Genomic DNA, 14,381 nt, shown 5'->3' on the forward strand with positions numbered 1-14,381 from the left:
TGTCCCGGGGAGTGGGGCGTCCTGGGTGCTGGGGCGTCCTGGGTGGTGGGGCGTCGTGGTGGGACGTTCTGGCGAGCGGGACGATCTAGTCCGAGCCGCCGTCGCCTCCGGCGTCGTCGCCCCCGCCGGACCCCCGGACGCTCCGGCGCCGTCCGTCGCGGACCACCTCGCCGCCCAGCAGGGTCACGGTGGCCACCGCGCGGACCCAGCGGGGGCCGCCGCGCGACGCCCACACCACGGCGCCGCACCCGGCGACGGTGAGGACCAGGACTCCGATCAGTACGTAAAAGATCATGCTGTTCCCCCTGGGGTCGTGCGGTCCCGGCCATCCTCCCACCCCTCCGCAAGGCCCCCGGGCACCCTCGATCCGTCCGAATTCCGCTGACCCTGCCCGGATTCGGGCAATTCTCTTGGTCGTCGGGGCCCGCACTCCATACTCTCCTGCTCATGACAAGACCCGCCGTCGACCCGGCCCCCGAGGCGCCCCCGGCCGCCCCCGAACCCCGTACCGCCGACAAGGCCACCGCCCCCGCCGCCTCCACCCGCCGGATCACCGGCGCCGTCTGGGCCGCGCTCGGCATCGTGTACGTCGTCTGGGGGTCCACGTACCTCGGGATCCGGATCGTGGTCGAGACCCTCCCGCCCTTCCTCTCCGGCGGCACCCGCTTCGTCACCGCCGGCCTGCTCCTCGCCGCGATCGTCGCCTGGCGCCAGGGCCCCGCCGCCCTCAAGGTCACCCGCCGGGAACTCGGCTCCGCCGCCCTCGTCGGCCTGCTCCTCATCCTCGGCGGCAACGGCCTCGTCGTCCTCGCCGAGACCTCCATCCCCTCCGGCCTCGCCGCGCTCCTCGTCGCCGCAGTCCCGGTCTGGGTCGTCCTGCTCCGTACGGCCTTCGGCGACCGCCCCGGCCTCGGCGCCTTCGGCGGCGTCCTGCTCGGCTTCGCGGGCCTCGGCGTCCTCACCGTCCCCGGCCTGAGCGGCGAGGTGAAGATCGGAGGCGTGCTGCTCGTCCTCGTCGCGGCCCTGCTGTGGTCCGTCGGCTCCGTCTCCTCCGCCCGGCTGCCCATGCCCGCCAATCCCTTCACCGCGAGCGCGTACGAGATGCTGGCCGGCGGCCTCGCCGCGCTCACCCTCGGCCTCGTGCGCGGCGAACAGCACGGCCTCGACCTGGGTGCCGTCTCCGGCCGCTCCTGGGCCGCCCTCGCCTACCTGATCGTCTTCGGCTCGCTCGTCGCCTTCACCGCGTACGCCTGGCTCCTCCAGGCCGCACCGGTCTCCCTCGCCGCCACCTACGCCTACGTCAACCCGGTCGTCGCCGTCCTGCTCGGCGCCCTCGTCCTGAACGAGGCCCTGACGTGGCCCATCCTGCTCGGCGGCGCGATCGTCGTCGGCGGCGTCTGCCTGATCGTCTCGACCGAGCGGCGGGGCTGACCGTCCCAGCCGAGCGGCGGGGCTGACCGTCTCGACCCAGCGGGGCGGATGATCACCCGTAACCGGAGTACGTGACGCCGGTGCCCTGTCCGCTTCGGCCGAAGCGGACAGGGCCGCCACCCCCACTACTCCATACCGGACAAGCCCGCGGCCGCCGTCCCGGCCCTAACGTGTCACCAGAGCAATCGCTCGCTCCCCGAAACGGAAAGGGCCGGGACGCAATGACGACCACCCACGCCTTCTGGCTCGCCGGCCGCGAGGCCACCGGCGACGCCACCTTCGACGTCACGAACTCGTACGACGGACGTCTGGTCGGCAAGGTCAGCGTGCCCACCGAGGCCCAGGTCGAGGAGGCCGTCGCCGCCGCGCACGCCGTCGTCGACGAGTTCGCCGCGACCCCGGCGCACGTCCGCGCCGCCGCCCTCGACCACGTGTCGAAGCGGCTCGCCGAGCGCACCGAGGAGATCGCCCTCCTGATCTCCGCCGAGAACGGCAAGCCCATCAAGTGGGCCCGCGGCGAGGTCGGCCGTGCCGTCTCCGTCTTCCGTTTCGCCGCCGAGGAGGCCCGCCGCTGGAACGCCGGCGAGGCCCAGCGCCTGGACACCGAGGCCGGCGGCGCGGGCCGCCTCGCCCTCACCCGCCGCATCCCCACGGGCGTCGTCCTCGGCATCGCGCCGTTCAACTTCCCGCTGAACCTCAGCGCCCACAAGGTCGCCCCGGCCATCGCCGTCGGCGCCCCGATCATCCTCAAGCCGGCCCCGTCGACCCCGATCTCCTCCCTGATCCTGGGCGAGATCCTGGCCGAGACCGACCTGCCGGCCGGCTCCTGGTCGATCCTGACCGTGCCGAACGACCGCATGCCCGCCCTGGTCCAGGACGAGCGCCTCCCGGTCATCTCCTTCACCGGCTCGGACAAGGTCGGCTACGCCATCCAGCAGTCGGTGCCCCACAAGCACTGCACCCTGGAGCTCGGCGGCAACGCCGCGGCCGTCGTCCTGCCCGACTGGTCCTCCGAGGCCGACCTGGACTGGGCGGCGACCCGCATCGCCACCTTCTCCAACTACCAGGGCGGCCAGTCCTGCATCTCCGTGCAGCGCGTGATCGCCGACGCCTCGGTCTACGACCGCCTGGTGCCGAAGATCGTCGCGGCCGTCGAGGCCCAGGTCACCGGTGACCCGTCCGACGCCGCCACCGACGTCGGCCCGCTCGTCGACGAGGCCGCCGCCAAGCGCGTCGAGTCCTGGGTCGACGAGGCCGTCGCGGCCGGCGCGAAGCTCCTCGCCGGCGGCAAGCGCGAGGGCGCCACCTACGCCCCGACCGTCCTCGCCGACCTCCCGGCCGACGTCACCCTGGCCCGCGCCGAGGTCTTCGGCCCGGTCCTGACCATCGCCAAGGTGGACGGCGAGGCCGAGGCCTTCGCCGCGGTCAACGACTCGGACTTCGGCCTCCAGGCGGGCGTCTTCACCCACGACCTGCAGACCGCCTTCCGCGCGCACCGCGCCCTGGAGGTCGGCGGCGTGATCGTCGGCGACGTCCCCTCCTACCGCGCCGACCAGATGCCGTACGGCGGCGCCAAGCGCTCCGGCGTGGGCCGCGAGGGCGTCAAGTTCGCGATGGACGACTACACCTACGAGCGCGTGCTCGTCCTGACGGGCCTCGCCCTGTAAGGCGTACGCCTCACGAGACCAGGCGGTCCGAGCCCACTGTGCGGGGGCTCGGGCCGTCTTTCGTCGTGCGACGCGTCATGCCACGGGAGTGTCGACCAGCCGGACGACCTCGGCGGGCCCCGCCCGGAAGGCCTTGTTCGTGACGTCGGCCGCGAGCATGTGCGGGGCGACGTCGTGCGCGGCGAGGGCCTCCGCCGAGGCCCAGCGCTCGACCAGGGCGAAGCGGTCGGGGTCGTCGGCCACCCGGTGGAGGTCGTACTGCAGGCAGCCCTCCTCGGCCCGTACGAGGGGTGCGAGCGCCTCGAAGGCGGCGACCTGTTCCGCGCCACGGCCGGGCAGGGTGGCGACGAGGACGATGAGCTTGATCGGCTGAGACATGCCGCGGACCCTACGCGCGGCCCCTTGCGTACGGTCGGGGCGTCTCACCAGAAGGACATACCCGGAGGGATCGCCTCCTCTTTCCGGACCCGCCGGAATCGGGTACGACGGACAGGAAGCCCAAGGAGGTGTCCATGTCCGCACCCGCCCAGCGGCCCAAGGTCACCGAGCGCGAGGCCCGGCAGGTCGCCGAGGCCGCGCGCGAGCAGGACTGGCGCAAACCCAGCTTCGCCAAGGAGCTCTTCCTCGGCCGCTTCCGCCTCGACCTCGTCCATCCGCACCCGCTCCCCGCCGCCGAGGACGTCCGCCGCGGCGAGGCCTTCCTCGCCGTCCTCCGCGAGTTCTGCGAGACCCGGATCGACGGCGCGCGCATCGAACGCGAGGCCCGCATCCCCGACGAGACGATCACCGGACTCAAGGAACTCGGCGCGCTCGGGATGAAGATCGACCCCGCGTACGGCGGGCTCGGCCTCACCCAGCTGTACTACAACCGGGCCCTCGCCCTCGTCGGCTCCGCCAGCCCCGCCGTCGGCGCCCTGCTCTCCGCGCATCAGTCGATCGGCGTACCGCAGCCCCTGAAACTCTTCGGCACCCAGGAGCAGAAGGACGCCTTCCTGCCCCGGCTCGCCCGCACCGACCTCTCCGCCTTCCTGCTCACCGAGCCCGACGTCGGCTCCGACCCGGCCCGCCTCGCGACCACCGCCGTGCCCGAGGGCGACGAGTACGTCCTCGACGGCGTGAAGCTCTGGACCACCAACGGCGTCGTCGCCGACCTGCTCGTCGTCATGGCCCGGGTGCCCGCCTCGGACGGGCACCCGGGTGGCATCACCGCCTTCGTCGTCGAGGCCGACGCGCCCGGCATCACCGTCGAGCACCGCAACGCCTTCATGGGCCTGCGCGGCCTGGAGAACGGCGTCACCCGCTTCCACCGCGTCCGCGTCCCCGCCGCCCACCGCATCGGCCCCGAGGGCGCCGGCCTCAAGATCGCCCTCACCACCCTCAACACCGGCCGGCTCTCGCTCCCCGCCGCCTGCGCGGGCGCCGGCAAGTGGTGCCTGAAGATCGCCCGGGAGTGGTCGGGCGAGCGCGAGCAGTGGGGCAGGCCGATCGCCCGCCACGAAGCCGTCTCGACCAAGATCTCCTTCATCGCGGCCACCGCCTTCGCCCTGGAGGCCGTCGTCGACCTCGCCTCCCAGCTGGCCGACGAGGACCGCAACGACATCCGCATCGAGGCCGCCCTCGCCAAGCTGTACGGCTCCGAGAAGGCCTGGCTGATCGCCGACGAACTCGTCCAGATCCGGGGCGGGCGCGGCTACGAGACCGCCGACTCGCTCGCCGCCCGCGGCGAACGGGCCGTCCCCGCCGAGCAGTTGCTCCGCGACCTCCGCATCAACCGCATCTTCGAGGGCTCCACCGAGATCATGCACCTGCTGATCGCCCGCGAGGCCGTCGACGCCCACCTCTCCGTCGCCGGGGACCTCATCGACCCGGACAAGTCCCTCGCGGACAAGGCCAGGGCGGGCGCCCGGGCCGGCGGCTTCTACGCCCGCTGGCTGCCGGGACTCGTCACGGGACCGGGGCAGCTGCCGGGGGCGTACGGAGAGTTCGGCGGCCTCGCCGGCCACCTCCGGTACGTCGAACGGACCTCCCGCAAGCTCGCCCGGTCCACCTTCTACGCGATGTCCCGCTGGCAGGGCCGCATGGAGCTCAAGCAGGCCTTCCTCGGGCGGATCGTCGACATCGGGGCGGAGCTCTTCGCGATGAGCGCGGCGTGCGTACGGGCCGAGCTGCTCCGCACCACGACCGACCACGGCGGCGAGGCCCATGAACTCGCCGACGCCTTCTGCCACCAGGCGCGGCTCCGGATCGAGGAGCTCTTCGACCGCCTCTGGTCCAACACGGACGACCTCGACCGGCGGATCGTCGACGGGGTACTGGCGGGCCGCTACACCTGGCTGGAGGCGGGCATCGTCGACCCGAGCGGCGAGGGAGCGTGGATCGCGGACGCCACACCGGGCCCGTCCCGGGAGCGAAACGTCCACCGCAAGATCGACTGACAACGCGACACCTCCGCCCCCCACGGCTTCGCCGCACCCACCCCCGTTGTGGGCATGCGTTCCGCCGGGGCGGAACGGGTGGGCACAACGGACGGCGCCCTTGCCGGCGCCAGAGGCTTCCGCGCCCTGACGCGCACCCCTGTGTGCGGCACCCTGGTGGTGCGGGTCCAGGCGTGGAGCGCGGAGGCGCCGCCGAGGGCGCCGTCCCGTGTGCCCACCCGTCCCGCCCTGCGGGACGATTGCCCACACGGGCGGGGAGCCCCGCACCGGCGCCCCCTGCGTGGGCGCACGCGGCCGCACAGGTGCCGTCCACGTGGCGGACCAGGCCGCGGTCGTGGCGTCCGGGGCGGCAGGATGGCCCCGTGACCGTCATCGACATCCCCGGCTCCAAGTCCGTCACCGCCCGCGCGCTCTTCCTCGCCGCCGCCGCGGAGGGCACCACCACCCTCCTGCGCCCGCTCGTCTCCGACGACACCGAGGGCTTCGCCGAGGGGCTCGCCGCCCTCGGGTACGCGGTCCGCCGCGAGTCAGGCGCCTGGCACATCGAGGGCCGGCCCGCCGGGCCCGGGGCTGCCGAGGCCGACGTGTACTGCCGGGACGGCGCCACCACCGCCCGCTTCCTGCCGACCCTCGTCGCCGCCGGCCACGGCACGTACCGCTTCGACGCCTCCGCGCAGATGCGCCGCCGCCCCCTCGGCCCGCTCAGCACCGCCCTCCGTGACCTCGGCGTCGACCTGCGGCACGGCGAGCGCGACGGCCACCACCCCCTCAGCGTCCACGCCCACGGCGTGAAGGGCGGCGCGCTCACCCTCGACGCCGGGCAGTCCTCCCAGTACCTGACCGCCCTGCTCATGCTGGGCCCGCTCACCGCCGAGGGCCTCGACATCACCGTCACGGACCTGGTCTCGGAGCCGTACGTCGAGATCACCCTCGCCATGATGCGGAGCTTCGGCGCCGAGATCCGGCAGGAGGGACGTACGTACCGGGTCGCCCCCACCGGCTACCGGGCGCTGACCTACGGCATCGAGCCCGACGCCTCCACCGCCAGCTACTTCTTCGCCGCCGCGGCCCTGCAGAAGGGCCGCTCCGTCACCGTCCCCGGACTCGGCACCGGCGCGCTCCAGGGCGATCTGGCCTTCGTCGACGTGCTGCGCCGCATGGGCGCCGAGGTCGAGATCACCGAGGCCGGGACGACCGTCCGCTCCACCGGCACCCTGCGCGGCCTCACCGTCAACATGCGGGACATCTCGGACACCATGCCGACCCTCGCCGCGATCGCGCCCTTCGCCGACGGACCCGTCCGCATCGAGGACGTCGCCAACACCCGGGTCAAGGAGTGCGACCGCCTCGACGCCTGCGCCGAGAACCTCCGCCGCCTCGGCATCACCGTCGAGACCGGCCCCGACTGGATCGAGATCCACCCCGGCGCCCCGGCCGGACCCGTCGAGATCGCCACGCACGGCGACCACCGGATCGTCATGTCCTTCGCGGTCACGGCGCTGCGCACCCCCGGGATCACCTTCGACGACCCCGGCTGCGTCAAGAAGACGTTCCCCGACTTCCACCGGGTGTTCGACGCGTTCGTCCACACCCCGTGAAGACCGCACAGCGTTTGCGGCAAGAATGGGGGGCATGAGCGACCGCCCCTCTCCTCTCGCCGACCCCCATATCGCCTTCGACGTCTCCGAAGGACGCCGGGACATCGTCGTCCTCGGCTCGACCGGGTCCATCGGCACCCAGGCCATCGATCTGGTGCTGCGCAACCCCGACCGCTTCCGGGTCACCGCCCTCGCGGCCTCCGGCGGCCGGATCGGACTGCTCGCCGAGCAGGCGCACCGCCTCCGGGTCGCCGCGGTCGCCGTGGCCCGCGAGGAGGCGCTGCCCGAGCTGCGGGAGGCGCTGAAGGCGCTGTACGGCTCCGAGCCCCTGCCCGAGCTCCTGGCGGGGCCGGACGCCGCCGCCCAGCTGGCTGCCTCCCCGTGTCACACCGTCCTCAACGGCATCACCGGCTCCATCGGCCTCGCGCCGACGCTCGCCGCCCTCGAAGCCGGCCGCACCCTCGCCCTCGCCAACAAGGAGTCGCTGATCGTCGGCGGCCCCCTGGTCAAGGCGCTCGCCAAGCCGGGCCAGATCATCCCGGTCGACTCCGAGCACGCGGCGCTCTTCCAGGCGCTCGCCGCCGGCACCCGCGCCGACGTCCGCAAGCTGGTCGTCACGGCCTCCGGCGGCCCCTTCCGCGGCCGTACGCGCGCGGAGCTTGCGCATGTCACCCGCGAGGACGCGCTCGCCCACCCGACCTGGGCGATGGGCCCGGTGATCACGGTGAACAGCGCGACCCTGGTGAACAAGGGCCTGGAGGTCATCGAGGCCCACCTGCTCTACGACATCCCGTTCGACCGCATCGAGGTCGTCGTCCACCCGCAGTCGTACGTCCACTCGATGGTCGAGTTCACTGACGGCTCCACGCTCGCCCAGGCCACCCCGCCGGACATGCGCGGCCCGATCGCCATCGGCATCGGCTGGCCCGAGCGTGTTCCGGACGCGGCCCCCGCCTTCGACTGGACCAAGGCCTCCACCTGGGAGTTCTTCCCGCTCGACACGGAGGCCTTCCCGTCGGTCGGCCTGGCCCGGCACGTCGGCGGACTGGGCGGCACGGCCCCCGCCGTCTTCAACGCGGCGAACGAGGAGTGCGTCGAGGCGTTTCTCGCCGGACGGCTGCCGTTCAACGGAATCATGGATACGGTCACTGCGGTCGTCACCGAGCACGGAAAGCCCACCGCGGGAACCCTGCTCACGGTGTCGGACGTCCTCGAAGCGGAGACCTGGGCGCGCGCCCGGGCCCGAGAGCTCGCAGCGAAGGCAACAGCGGAGGCCCGCGCATGACCGAAATGCTCCTGTACGCCCTGGGCATCGTGCTGTTCGCCCTCGGCCTCCTCGTCTCCATCGCGTGGCACGAGCTCGGCCACCTCTCCACGGCCAAGCTCTTCGGCATCCGCGTGCCGCAGTACATGGTCGGCTTCGGCCCCACCATCTGGTCGAGGAAGCGCGGCGACACCGAGTACGGCATCAAGGCCATCCCGGCCGGCGGCTACATCCGCATGATCGGCATGTTCCCGCCGGGCGACGACGGCAAGATCGAGGCCCGCTCCACCTCGCCCTGGCGCTCCATGATCGAGGACGCCCGCGAGGCCTCGTACGAGGAGCTCCAGGAGGGCGACGAGACGCGGCTCTTCTACACGCGCAAGCCGTGGAAGCGCGTGATCGTGATGTTCGCCGGACCGTTCATGAACCTGGTCCTGGCGGCGGCGCTGTTCTTCGGCTCGATGATGACCCTGGGCATCGAGGGCCAGACGACCCAGGTCGCCGGCGTCCAGAAGTGCGTCATCAAGCAGAGCGAGAAGCGCGAGAAGTGCGCCGCGGGCGACCCGGTGTCCCCGGCGTTCAAGGCCGGTCTGAAGGACGGCGACAGGATCGTCGCCTTCAACGGCACCCCGGTCGCCGACTGGGACACCCTCTCCGACCGCATCCGCGACACCATCGGCCCGGCGACGGTCACGGTCGAGCGGGCCGGTCAGCGCGTGGACCTGCACCCCACCCTGGTGTCGAACAAGGTCCCGAAGAAGGACGAGGACGGCAAGGTCGTCCAGCCCGTGACCTACATCGACGCCGGATACCTCGGCTTCGCCTCCAAGACCGAGGTCGCGCCGCTCTCCTTCGGCGAGACCACCGACCGGATGACCGATCTCCTGCAGAACGGCGTCCACTCGGTCATCGCCCTCCCGGGCAAGATCCCCGGCCTCTGGGACGCCACCTTCGGCGACGGCGAGCGCGCCGAGGACTCCCCGGTCGGCGTGCTCGGCGCCGCCCGGATCACCGGCGAGCTGATGACCGTCGAGGCGCCGCCGACGACGATCCTCGTGATGTTCATGAACCTGCTGGTCATGTTCAACGTCTCGCTGTTCCTGTTCAACATGCTCCCGCTGCTGCCGCTCGACGGCGGCCACATCGCGGGCGCCCTGTGGGAGTCCGTCCGCCGCCACATGGCCCGGATCTTCAAGCGCCCCGACCCGGGCCCGTTCGACGTGGCCAAGCTGATGCCCGCCGCCTACGTGGTGGCCGGCGTCTTCGTCTGCTTCACGCTGCTCGTGCTCGCCGCCGACATCGTCAACCCGGTGAAGATCACGTAGCTCCCTGGGGGGCCGGACCCTGTGGTGTCCGGCCCTCCGCCCCCGGGGCGGTAACCTCGGAGACCTGAGCCCGCCGACGCACAACCTTGAGGTTGCACAAAAGATGACCGCGATTTCTCTCGGTATCCCGACCGTTCCGACCCGGCTCGCCGAGCGGCGCAAGAGCCGCCAGATCCAGGTCGGCAGCGTGGCCGTCGGCGGTGACGCGCCCGTCTCCGTCCAGTCGATGACGACGACCCGCACCTCCGACATCGGCGCCACGCTCCAGCAGATCGCCGAGCTGACCGCCTCCGGCTGCCAGATCGTGCGCGTGGCCTGCCCGACCCAGGACGACGCCGACGCGCTCGCCACGATCGCCCGGAAGTCCTCCATCCCGGTCATCGCCGACATCCACTTCCAGCCGAAGTACGTGTTCGCCGCGATCGACGCCGGATGCGCGGCCGTCCGCGTCAACCCGGGCAACATCAAGCAGTTCGACGACAAGGTCAAGGAGATCGCCAAGGCGGCCTCCGACGCCGGCACCCCGATCCGGATCGGCGTCAACGCCGGCTCGCTCGACGCCCGCCTGCTGAAGAAGTACGGCAAGGCCACGCCCGAGGCGCTCGTCGAGTCCGCCCTCTGGGAGGCCTCCCTCTTCGAGGAGCACGGCTTCCGCGACATCAAGATCTCGGTCAAGCACAACGACCCGGTCGTCATGGTCGAGGCCTACCGCCAGCTCGCCGCCCAGTGCGACTACCCGCTGCACCTCGGCGTCACCGAGGCGGGCCCGGCCTTCCAGGGCACCATCAAGTCGGCCGTCGCCTTCGGCGCCCTCCTCTCCCAGGGCATCGGCGACACCATCCGCGTCTCGCTCTCCGCGCCGCCGGTCGAGGAGATCAAGGTCGGCATGCAGATCCTGGAGTCGCTGAACCTGCGCCAGCGCCGCCTGGAGATCGTCTCCTGCCCGTCCTGCGGCCGCGCCCAGGTAGACGTCTACAAGCTCGCCGAGGAGGTCACCGCCGGCCTCGACGGCATGACCGTCCCGCTGCGCGTCGCCGTCATGGGCTGCGTCGTCAACGGCCCCGGCGAGGCCCGCGAGGCCGACCTCGGCGTCGCCTCCGGCAACGGCAAGGGCCAGATCTTCGTGAAGGGCGAGGTCATCAAGACCGTCCCCGAGTCGAAGATCGTCGAGACCCTCATCGAAGAGGCGCTCAAGATCGCCGAGCAGATGGAGAAGGACGGCGTCGCCAGCGGCGAGCCGACGGTCGCCATCGCCGGCTGACCCGGCCCGGAATCCCTCGGGACGCCGCCCGGATCCCTCCCGGAACTCCCGCGAAGCCCCTCCACCCCACCCGGTGGAGGGGCTTCGCGCCGGTGACGGGACCCGCCACAGGGCACGGGGGTACAGTGCGGAGACCAGCAGATCCGTACCGTGAGGCCCCCTCGTGCTGACAGAGACCACCACTCGGGTCCTCGAACCCGCCGACCTCGGCGCCGCACTCGCCGTCCTGGAGAGCGCCCCCGTCGAGAACGCCTTCGTGACCGCCCGCGTCCAGGTCGCCGGGCTCGACCCCTGGCGCCTCGGCGGCGAGATGTGGGGCTGGTACACCGAGGGCCGGCTGCGCTCGCTCTGCTACTCCGGCGCCAACCTGGTCCCCCTCTGCGCCACCCCCGAGGCCGTCCGCGCCTTCGCCGACCGGGCCCGCAGGGTCGGCCGCCGCTGCTCCTCGATCGTCGGCCCCGTCGAGCCCACCACGCAGCTGTGGCGGCTCCTGGAGCCCAGCTGGGGCCCGGCCAGGGACGTCCGCGCCCGACAGCCGCTGATGGTCGCCGAGGCGCCCTCCGCCACCGTCGCGCCCGATCCGCTGGTGCGCCGCGTCCGCAAGGACGAGATGGAGGCGATCATGCCCGCCTGCGTCGCCATGTTCACCGAGGAGGTCGGCGTCTCCCCGCTCGCCAACGACGGCGGACTGCTCTACCAGGCCCGCGTCGCCGAACTCGTCGGCGCCGGGCGCTCCTTCGCCCGCATCGAGGACGGCAAGGTCGTCTTCAAGGCCGAGATCGGCGCCGCCACCCGCCAGGCCTGCCAGATCCAGGGCGTCTGGGTCGCCCCCGAACACCGCGGCAAGGGCCTCTCCGAGACGGGCATGGCCGCCGTCCTCCAGTACGCCCTGGCCGACATCGCCCCCGTCGTCAGCCTGTACGTGAACGACTACAACACCCCGGCGAGGGCCGCGTACCGCCGGGTCGGCTTCCGCGAGACCGGTGCCTTCATGAGCGTGCTCTTCTGAACGTGCTGTCCTGAGGCGGGCGGGCGCTTGTAGGGTGCGCCGCATGGATGACGCAGAGGTCGTGATCGGTCCGGTCAATCTCGCCGCCCGGGTGGACGAGGCCCTCGCCGTGCAGGCGCTCGCCTTCGGCCTGGACGCCGGCGAGGTCGCCGTACGCCGCCACATCGTGCTGCGCCACCTCCTCAGCCCCGGCGCCCGCGCCCACGGAGCCACCACCCCCGACGGACGGCTCGTCGGATTCGTGTACGGGATGCCCAACGACCGCACCCACTGGTGGTCCACCGTCGTCGAGACGTACCTGCGGGCCACCGGCACCGCCGACTGGCTCGACGACTCCTTCGTCATCACCGAACTCCACGTCCACCCCGACTTCCAGGGCCGGGGCGTGGGCCGCGAGCTGATCACCACCCTCACCGACGGCGCCGCAGAACCGCGCTCCATCCTCTCCGCGATCGACACCGACAGCCCCGCCCGCGGCCTCTACCGGGCCCTCGGCTACGAGGACCTCGCCCGCCAGGTGCACTTCCCGAGCGCCCCCCGCCCGTACGCGGTGATGGGCGCCCCGCTGCCGCTCAAGCGCCGGAACTGATTTCTCCTGCCAGGGGCGGCCCGGCTAACCTCGGGGCCATCACCGTCCGTCCCCTCAGGAGTACGAGAACCATGGCCAACGCACCGGTCCAGCGCATGTCCCAGTTGATGGCGAAGACGCTGCGCGACGACCCGGCGGACGCCGAGGTCCTCAGCCACAAGCTCCTCGTCCGCGCCGGCTACGTCCGCCGCACCGCCGCCGGCATCTGGAGCTGGCTGCCCCTGGGCAAGAAGGTCCTCTCCAACGTCGAGCGGATCGTCCGCGAGGAGATGGACGCCATCGGCGCGCAGGAGGTCTCCCTGCCCGCGCTGCTGCCCCGCGAGCCGTACGAGGCGACCGGCCGCTGGGACGAGTACGGCGCCGAGCTCTTCCGCCTCCAGGACCGCAAGGGCGGCGACTACCTCCTCGGCCCCACCCACGAGGAGATCTTCACCCTCCTGGTCAAGGACCAGTGCTCGTCCTACAAGGACCTGCCGGTCATCCTGTACCAGATCCAGACCAAGTTCCGCGACGAGGCCCGCCCCCGCGCCGGCATCCTGCGCGGCCGCGAGTTCCTGATGAAGGACTCGTACTCCTTCGACACGGAGGACGAGGGCCTCGCCCAGTCCTACGCCCGGCACCGCCAGGCCTACCAGCGCGTCTTCGAGCGCCTCGGCCTCGACTACCGCATCGTCGCCGCCACCGCCGGCGCCATGGGCGGCTCCAAGTCCGAGGAGTTCCTCGCCCCGGCCGAGGCCGGCGAGGACACCTTCGCCGACTGCCCGAACTGCGACTTCGCCGCGAACACCGAAGCGGTGCACCAGACGGTGAAGCCGGTCGACGGCGCCGCGGTCCCCGCCGCCGAGGAGATCCCGACCCCCGACACCCCCACCATCGAGACGCTCGCCGCCTCGCTGGGCGTGCCCGCCTCCGCGACCCTGAAGAACCTCCTGGTGAAGGTCGACGGCGAGATCGTCGCCATCGGCGTCCCCGGCGACCGCGAGGTCGACATGGGCAAGGTCGAGGAGCACTTCGGCCCGACCGCCACGGTCGAGCTGGTGACGGAGGAGGACTTCGCGCAGCGCGCCGACCTCGTCCGCGGCTACGTCGGCCCCCAGGGCCTGGAGAAGGTCACCTACATCGCCGACCCGCGCGTGGCGCCCGGCACCGCGTGGATCACGGGCGCCAACAAGGAGGGCATGCACGCGAAGAACGTCGTCGCGGGCCGTGACTTCGAGGTCGCCGAGTACGTCGACGTCGTCGTCGTCCAGGAGGGCGACCCGTGCCCCAAGTGCGGCACCGGCCTGAAGCTGGACCGCGCCATCGAGATCGGCCACATCTTCCAGCTGGGCCGCAAGTACGCCGACGCCCTCAAGCTCGACGTCCTCGGCCAGAACGGCAAGCCCGTCCGCGTCACCATGGGCTCGTACGGCATCGGCGTCTCCCGCGCGGTGGCCGCCCTCGCCGAGCAGACCGCCGACGAGAAGGGCCTGTGCTGGCCTTCCGAGGTCGCCCCGGCCGACGTCCACGTCGTCGCCGCCGGCAAGGCGCTCCAGACCGAGCTGGCCCTCGAAGTCTCGGAGAAGCTCTCCGCGGCCGGCCTCCGCGTCCTGGTCGACGACCGCGCGGGCGTCTCCCCGGGCGTCAAGTTCACCGACTCGGAGCTCATGGGCGTCCCGAAGATCCTCGTCGCGGGCCGCCGCGCGGGCGAGGGCGTCGTGGAGCTGAAGGACCGCCGCACGGGCGAGCGCGAGGAACTGACGGTCGACGAGGCGCTCGCCCGCCTGACGGCGTAACCCGCACCACGCGGGGCCCACGGGGCC

12 protein-coding genes are annotated in these 14,381 nt (G+C 72.4%); 10 read left to right on the forward strand and 2 right to left on the reverse strand.

Features of this window, described 5'->3' with window-relative positions:
- Positions 1 to 85: 85 nt before the first annotated feature.
- The gene (locus tag ACN9M0_RS26905) at positions 86 to 295 is read right to left on the reverse strand and encodes a hypothetical protein (RefSeq protein WP_426404339.1); all 210 of its coding nucleotides are present in this window, start codon (positions 293 to 295) and stop codon (positions 86 to 88) included.
- A gap of 152 nt (positions 296 to 447) precedes the next feature.
- On the opposite strand from ACN9M0_RS26905, the gene ACN9M0_RS26910 reads away from it, so the two are divergent.
- Both ACN9M0_RS26910 and ACN9M0_RS26915 read left to right on the forward strand, forming a co-directional pair.
- A complete protein-coding gene (locus ACN9M0_RS26910; RefSeq protein ID WP_366038668.1) occupies positions 448 to 1,431 on the forward strand; it encodes an EamA family transporter in 984 nt (327 codons plus the stop codon).
- Positions 1,432 to 1,652: 221 nt separating this feature from the next.
- The gene (locus ACN9M0_RS26915; protein WP_366038667.1) at positions 1,653 to 3,098 is read left to right on the forward strand and encodes an aldehyde dehydrogenase family protein; all 1,446 of its coding nucleotides are present in this window, start codon (positions 1,653 to 1,655) and stop codon (positions 3,096 to 3,098) included.
- 75 nt (positions 3,099 to 3,173) lie between these two features.
- On the opposite strand, the gene ACN9M0_RS26920 is transcribed toward ACN9M0_RS26915, so the two are convergent.
- A complete protein-coding gene (locus tag ACN9M0_RS26920; protein WP_366038666.1) occupies positions 3,174 to 3,476 on the reverse strand; it encodes a putative quinol monooxygenase in 303 nt (100 codons plus the stop codon).
- Positions 3,477 to 3,610: 134 nt separating this feature from the next.
- On the opposite strand from ACN9M0_RS26920, the gene ACN9M0_RS26925 reads away from it, so the two are divergent.
- From ACN9M0_RS26925 to ACN9M0_RS26960, 8 genes are all read left to right on the forward strand, one after another.
- Positions 3,611 to 5,533, forward strand: coding sequence for an acyl-CoA dehydrogenase family protein (locus tag ACN9M0_RS26925; RefSeq protein WP_366038665.1), 1,923 nt, complete (start codon positions 3,611 to 3,613; stop codon positions 5,531 to 5,533).
- Between the two features lie 362 nt (positions 5,534 to 5,895).
- Positions 5,896 to 7,131, forward strand: a complete 1,236-nt coding sequence (gene aroA / locus ACN9M0_RS26930; RefSeq protein ID WP_366038664.1) for a 3-phosphoshikimate 1-carboxyvinyltransferase — start codon at positions 5,896 to 5,898, stop codon at positions 7,129 to 7,131.
- A 34-nt stretch (positions 7,132 to 7,165) separates the two neighbouring features.
- The gene (gene dxr / locus ACN9M0_RS26935; RefSeq protein WP_366038663.1) at positions 7,166 to 8,416 is read left to right on the forward strand and encodes a 1-deoxy-D-xylulose-5-phosphate reductoisomerase; all 1,251 of its coding nucleotides are present in this window, start codon (positions 7,166 to 7,168) and stop codon (positions 8,414 to 8,416) included.
- Positions 8,413 to 9,720 carry a M50 family metallopeptidase gene (locus ACN9M0_RS26940; protein WP_366038662.1) on the forward strand — a complete coding sequence of 436 codons (1,308 nt, stop codon included), beginning with the start codon at positions 8,413 to 8,415 and terminating at the stop codon, positions 9,718 to 9,720. Before dxr ends, ACN9M0_RS26940 begins: the two co-directional genes overlap by 4 nt.
- 103 nt (positions 9,721 to 9,823) lie before the next feature.
- Complete coding sequence (ispG, locus tag ACN9M0_RS26945) at positions 9,824 to 10,981, forward strand: flavodoxin-dependent (E)-4-hydroxy-3-methylbut-2-enyl-diphosphate synthase (protein ID WP_366038661.1); 1,158 nt, start codon at positions 9,824 to 9,826, stop codon at positions 10,979 to 10,981.
- 163 nt (positions 10,982 to 11,144) lie between these two features.
- On the forward strand, positions 11,145 to 11,990 hold the full coding sequence (locus ACN9M0_RS26950; protein ID WP_366038660.1) for a GNAT family N-acetyltransferase: 846 nt from the start codon (positions 11,145 to 11,147) through the stop codon (positions 11,988 to 11,990).
- A 43-nt stretch (positions 11,991 to 12,033) separates the two neighbouring features.
- A complete protein-coding gene (locus ACN9M0_RS26955; protein ID WP_399695972.1) occupies positions 12,034 to 12,579 on the forward strand; it encodes a GNAT family N-acetyltransferase in 546 nt (181 codons plus the stop codon).
- Positions 12,580 to 12,650: 71 nt separating this feature from the next.
- Positions 12,651 to 14,354, forward strand: a complete 1,704-nt coding sequence (locus tag ACN9M0_RS26960) for a proline--tRNA ligase (protein ID WP_366038657.1) — start codon at positions 12,651 to 12,653, stop codon at positions 14,352 to 14,354.
- Positions 14,355 to 14,381: the final 27 nt, after the last annotated feature.

The organism is Streptomyces sp. R-07, from assembly GCF_049913175.1.
Classification (GTDB): Bacteria; Actinomycetota; Actinomycetes; order Streptomycetales; family Streptomycetaceae; genus Streptomyces.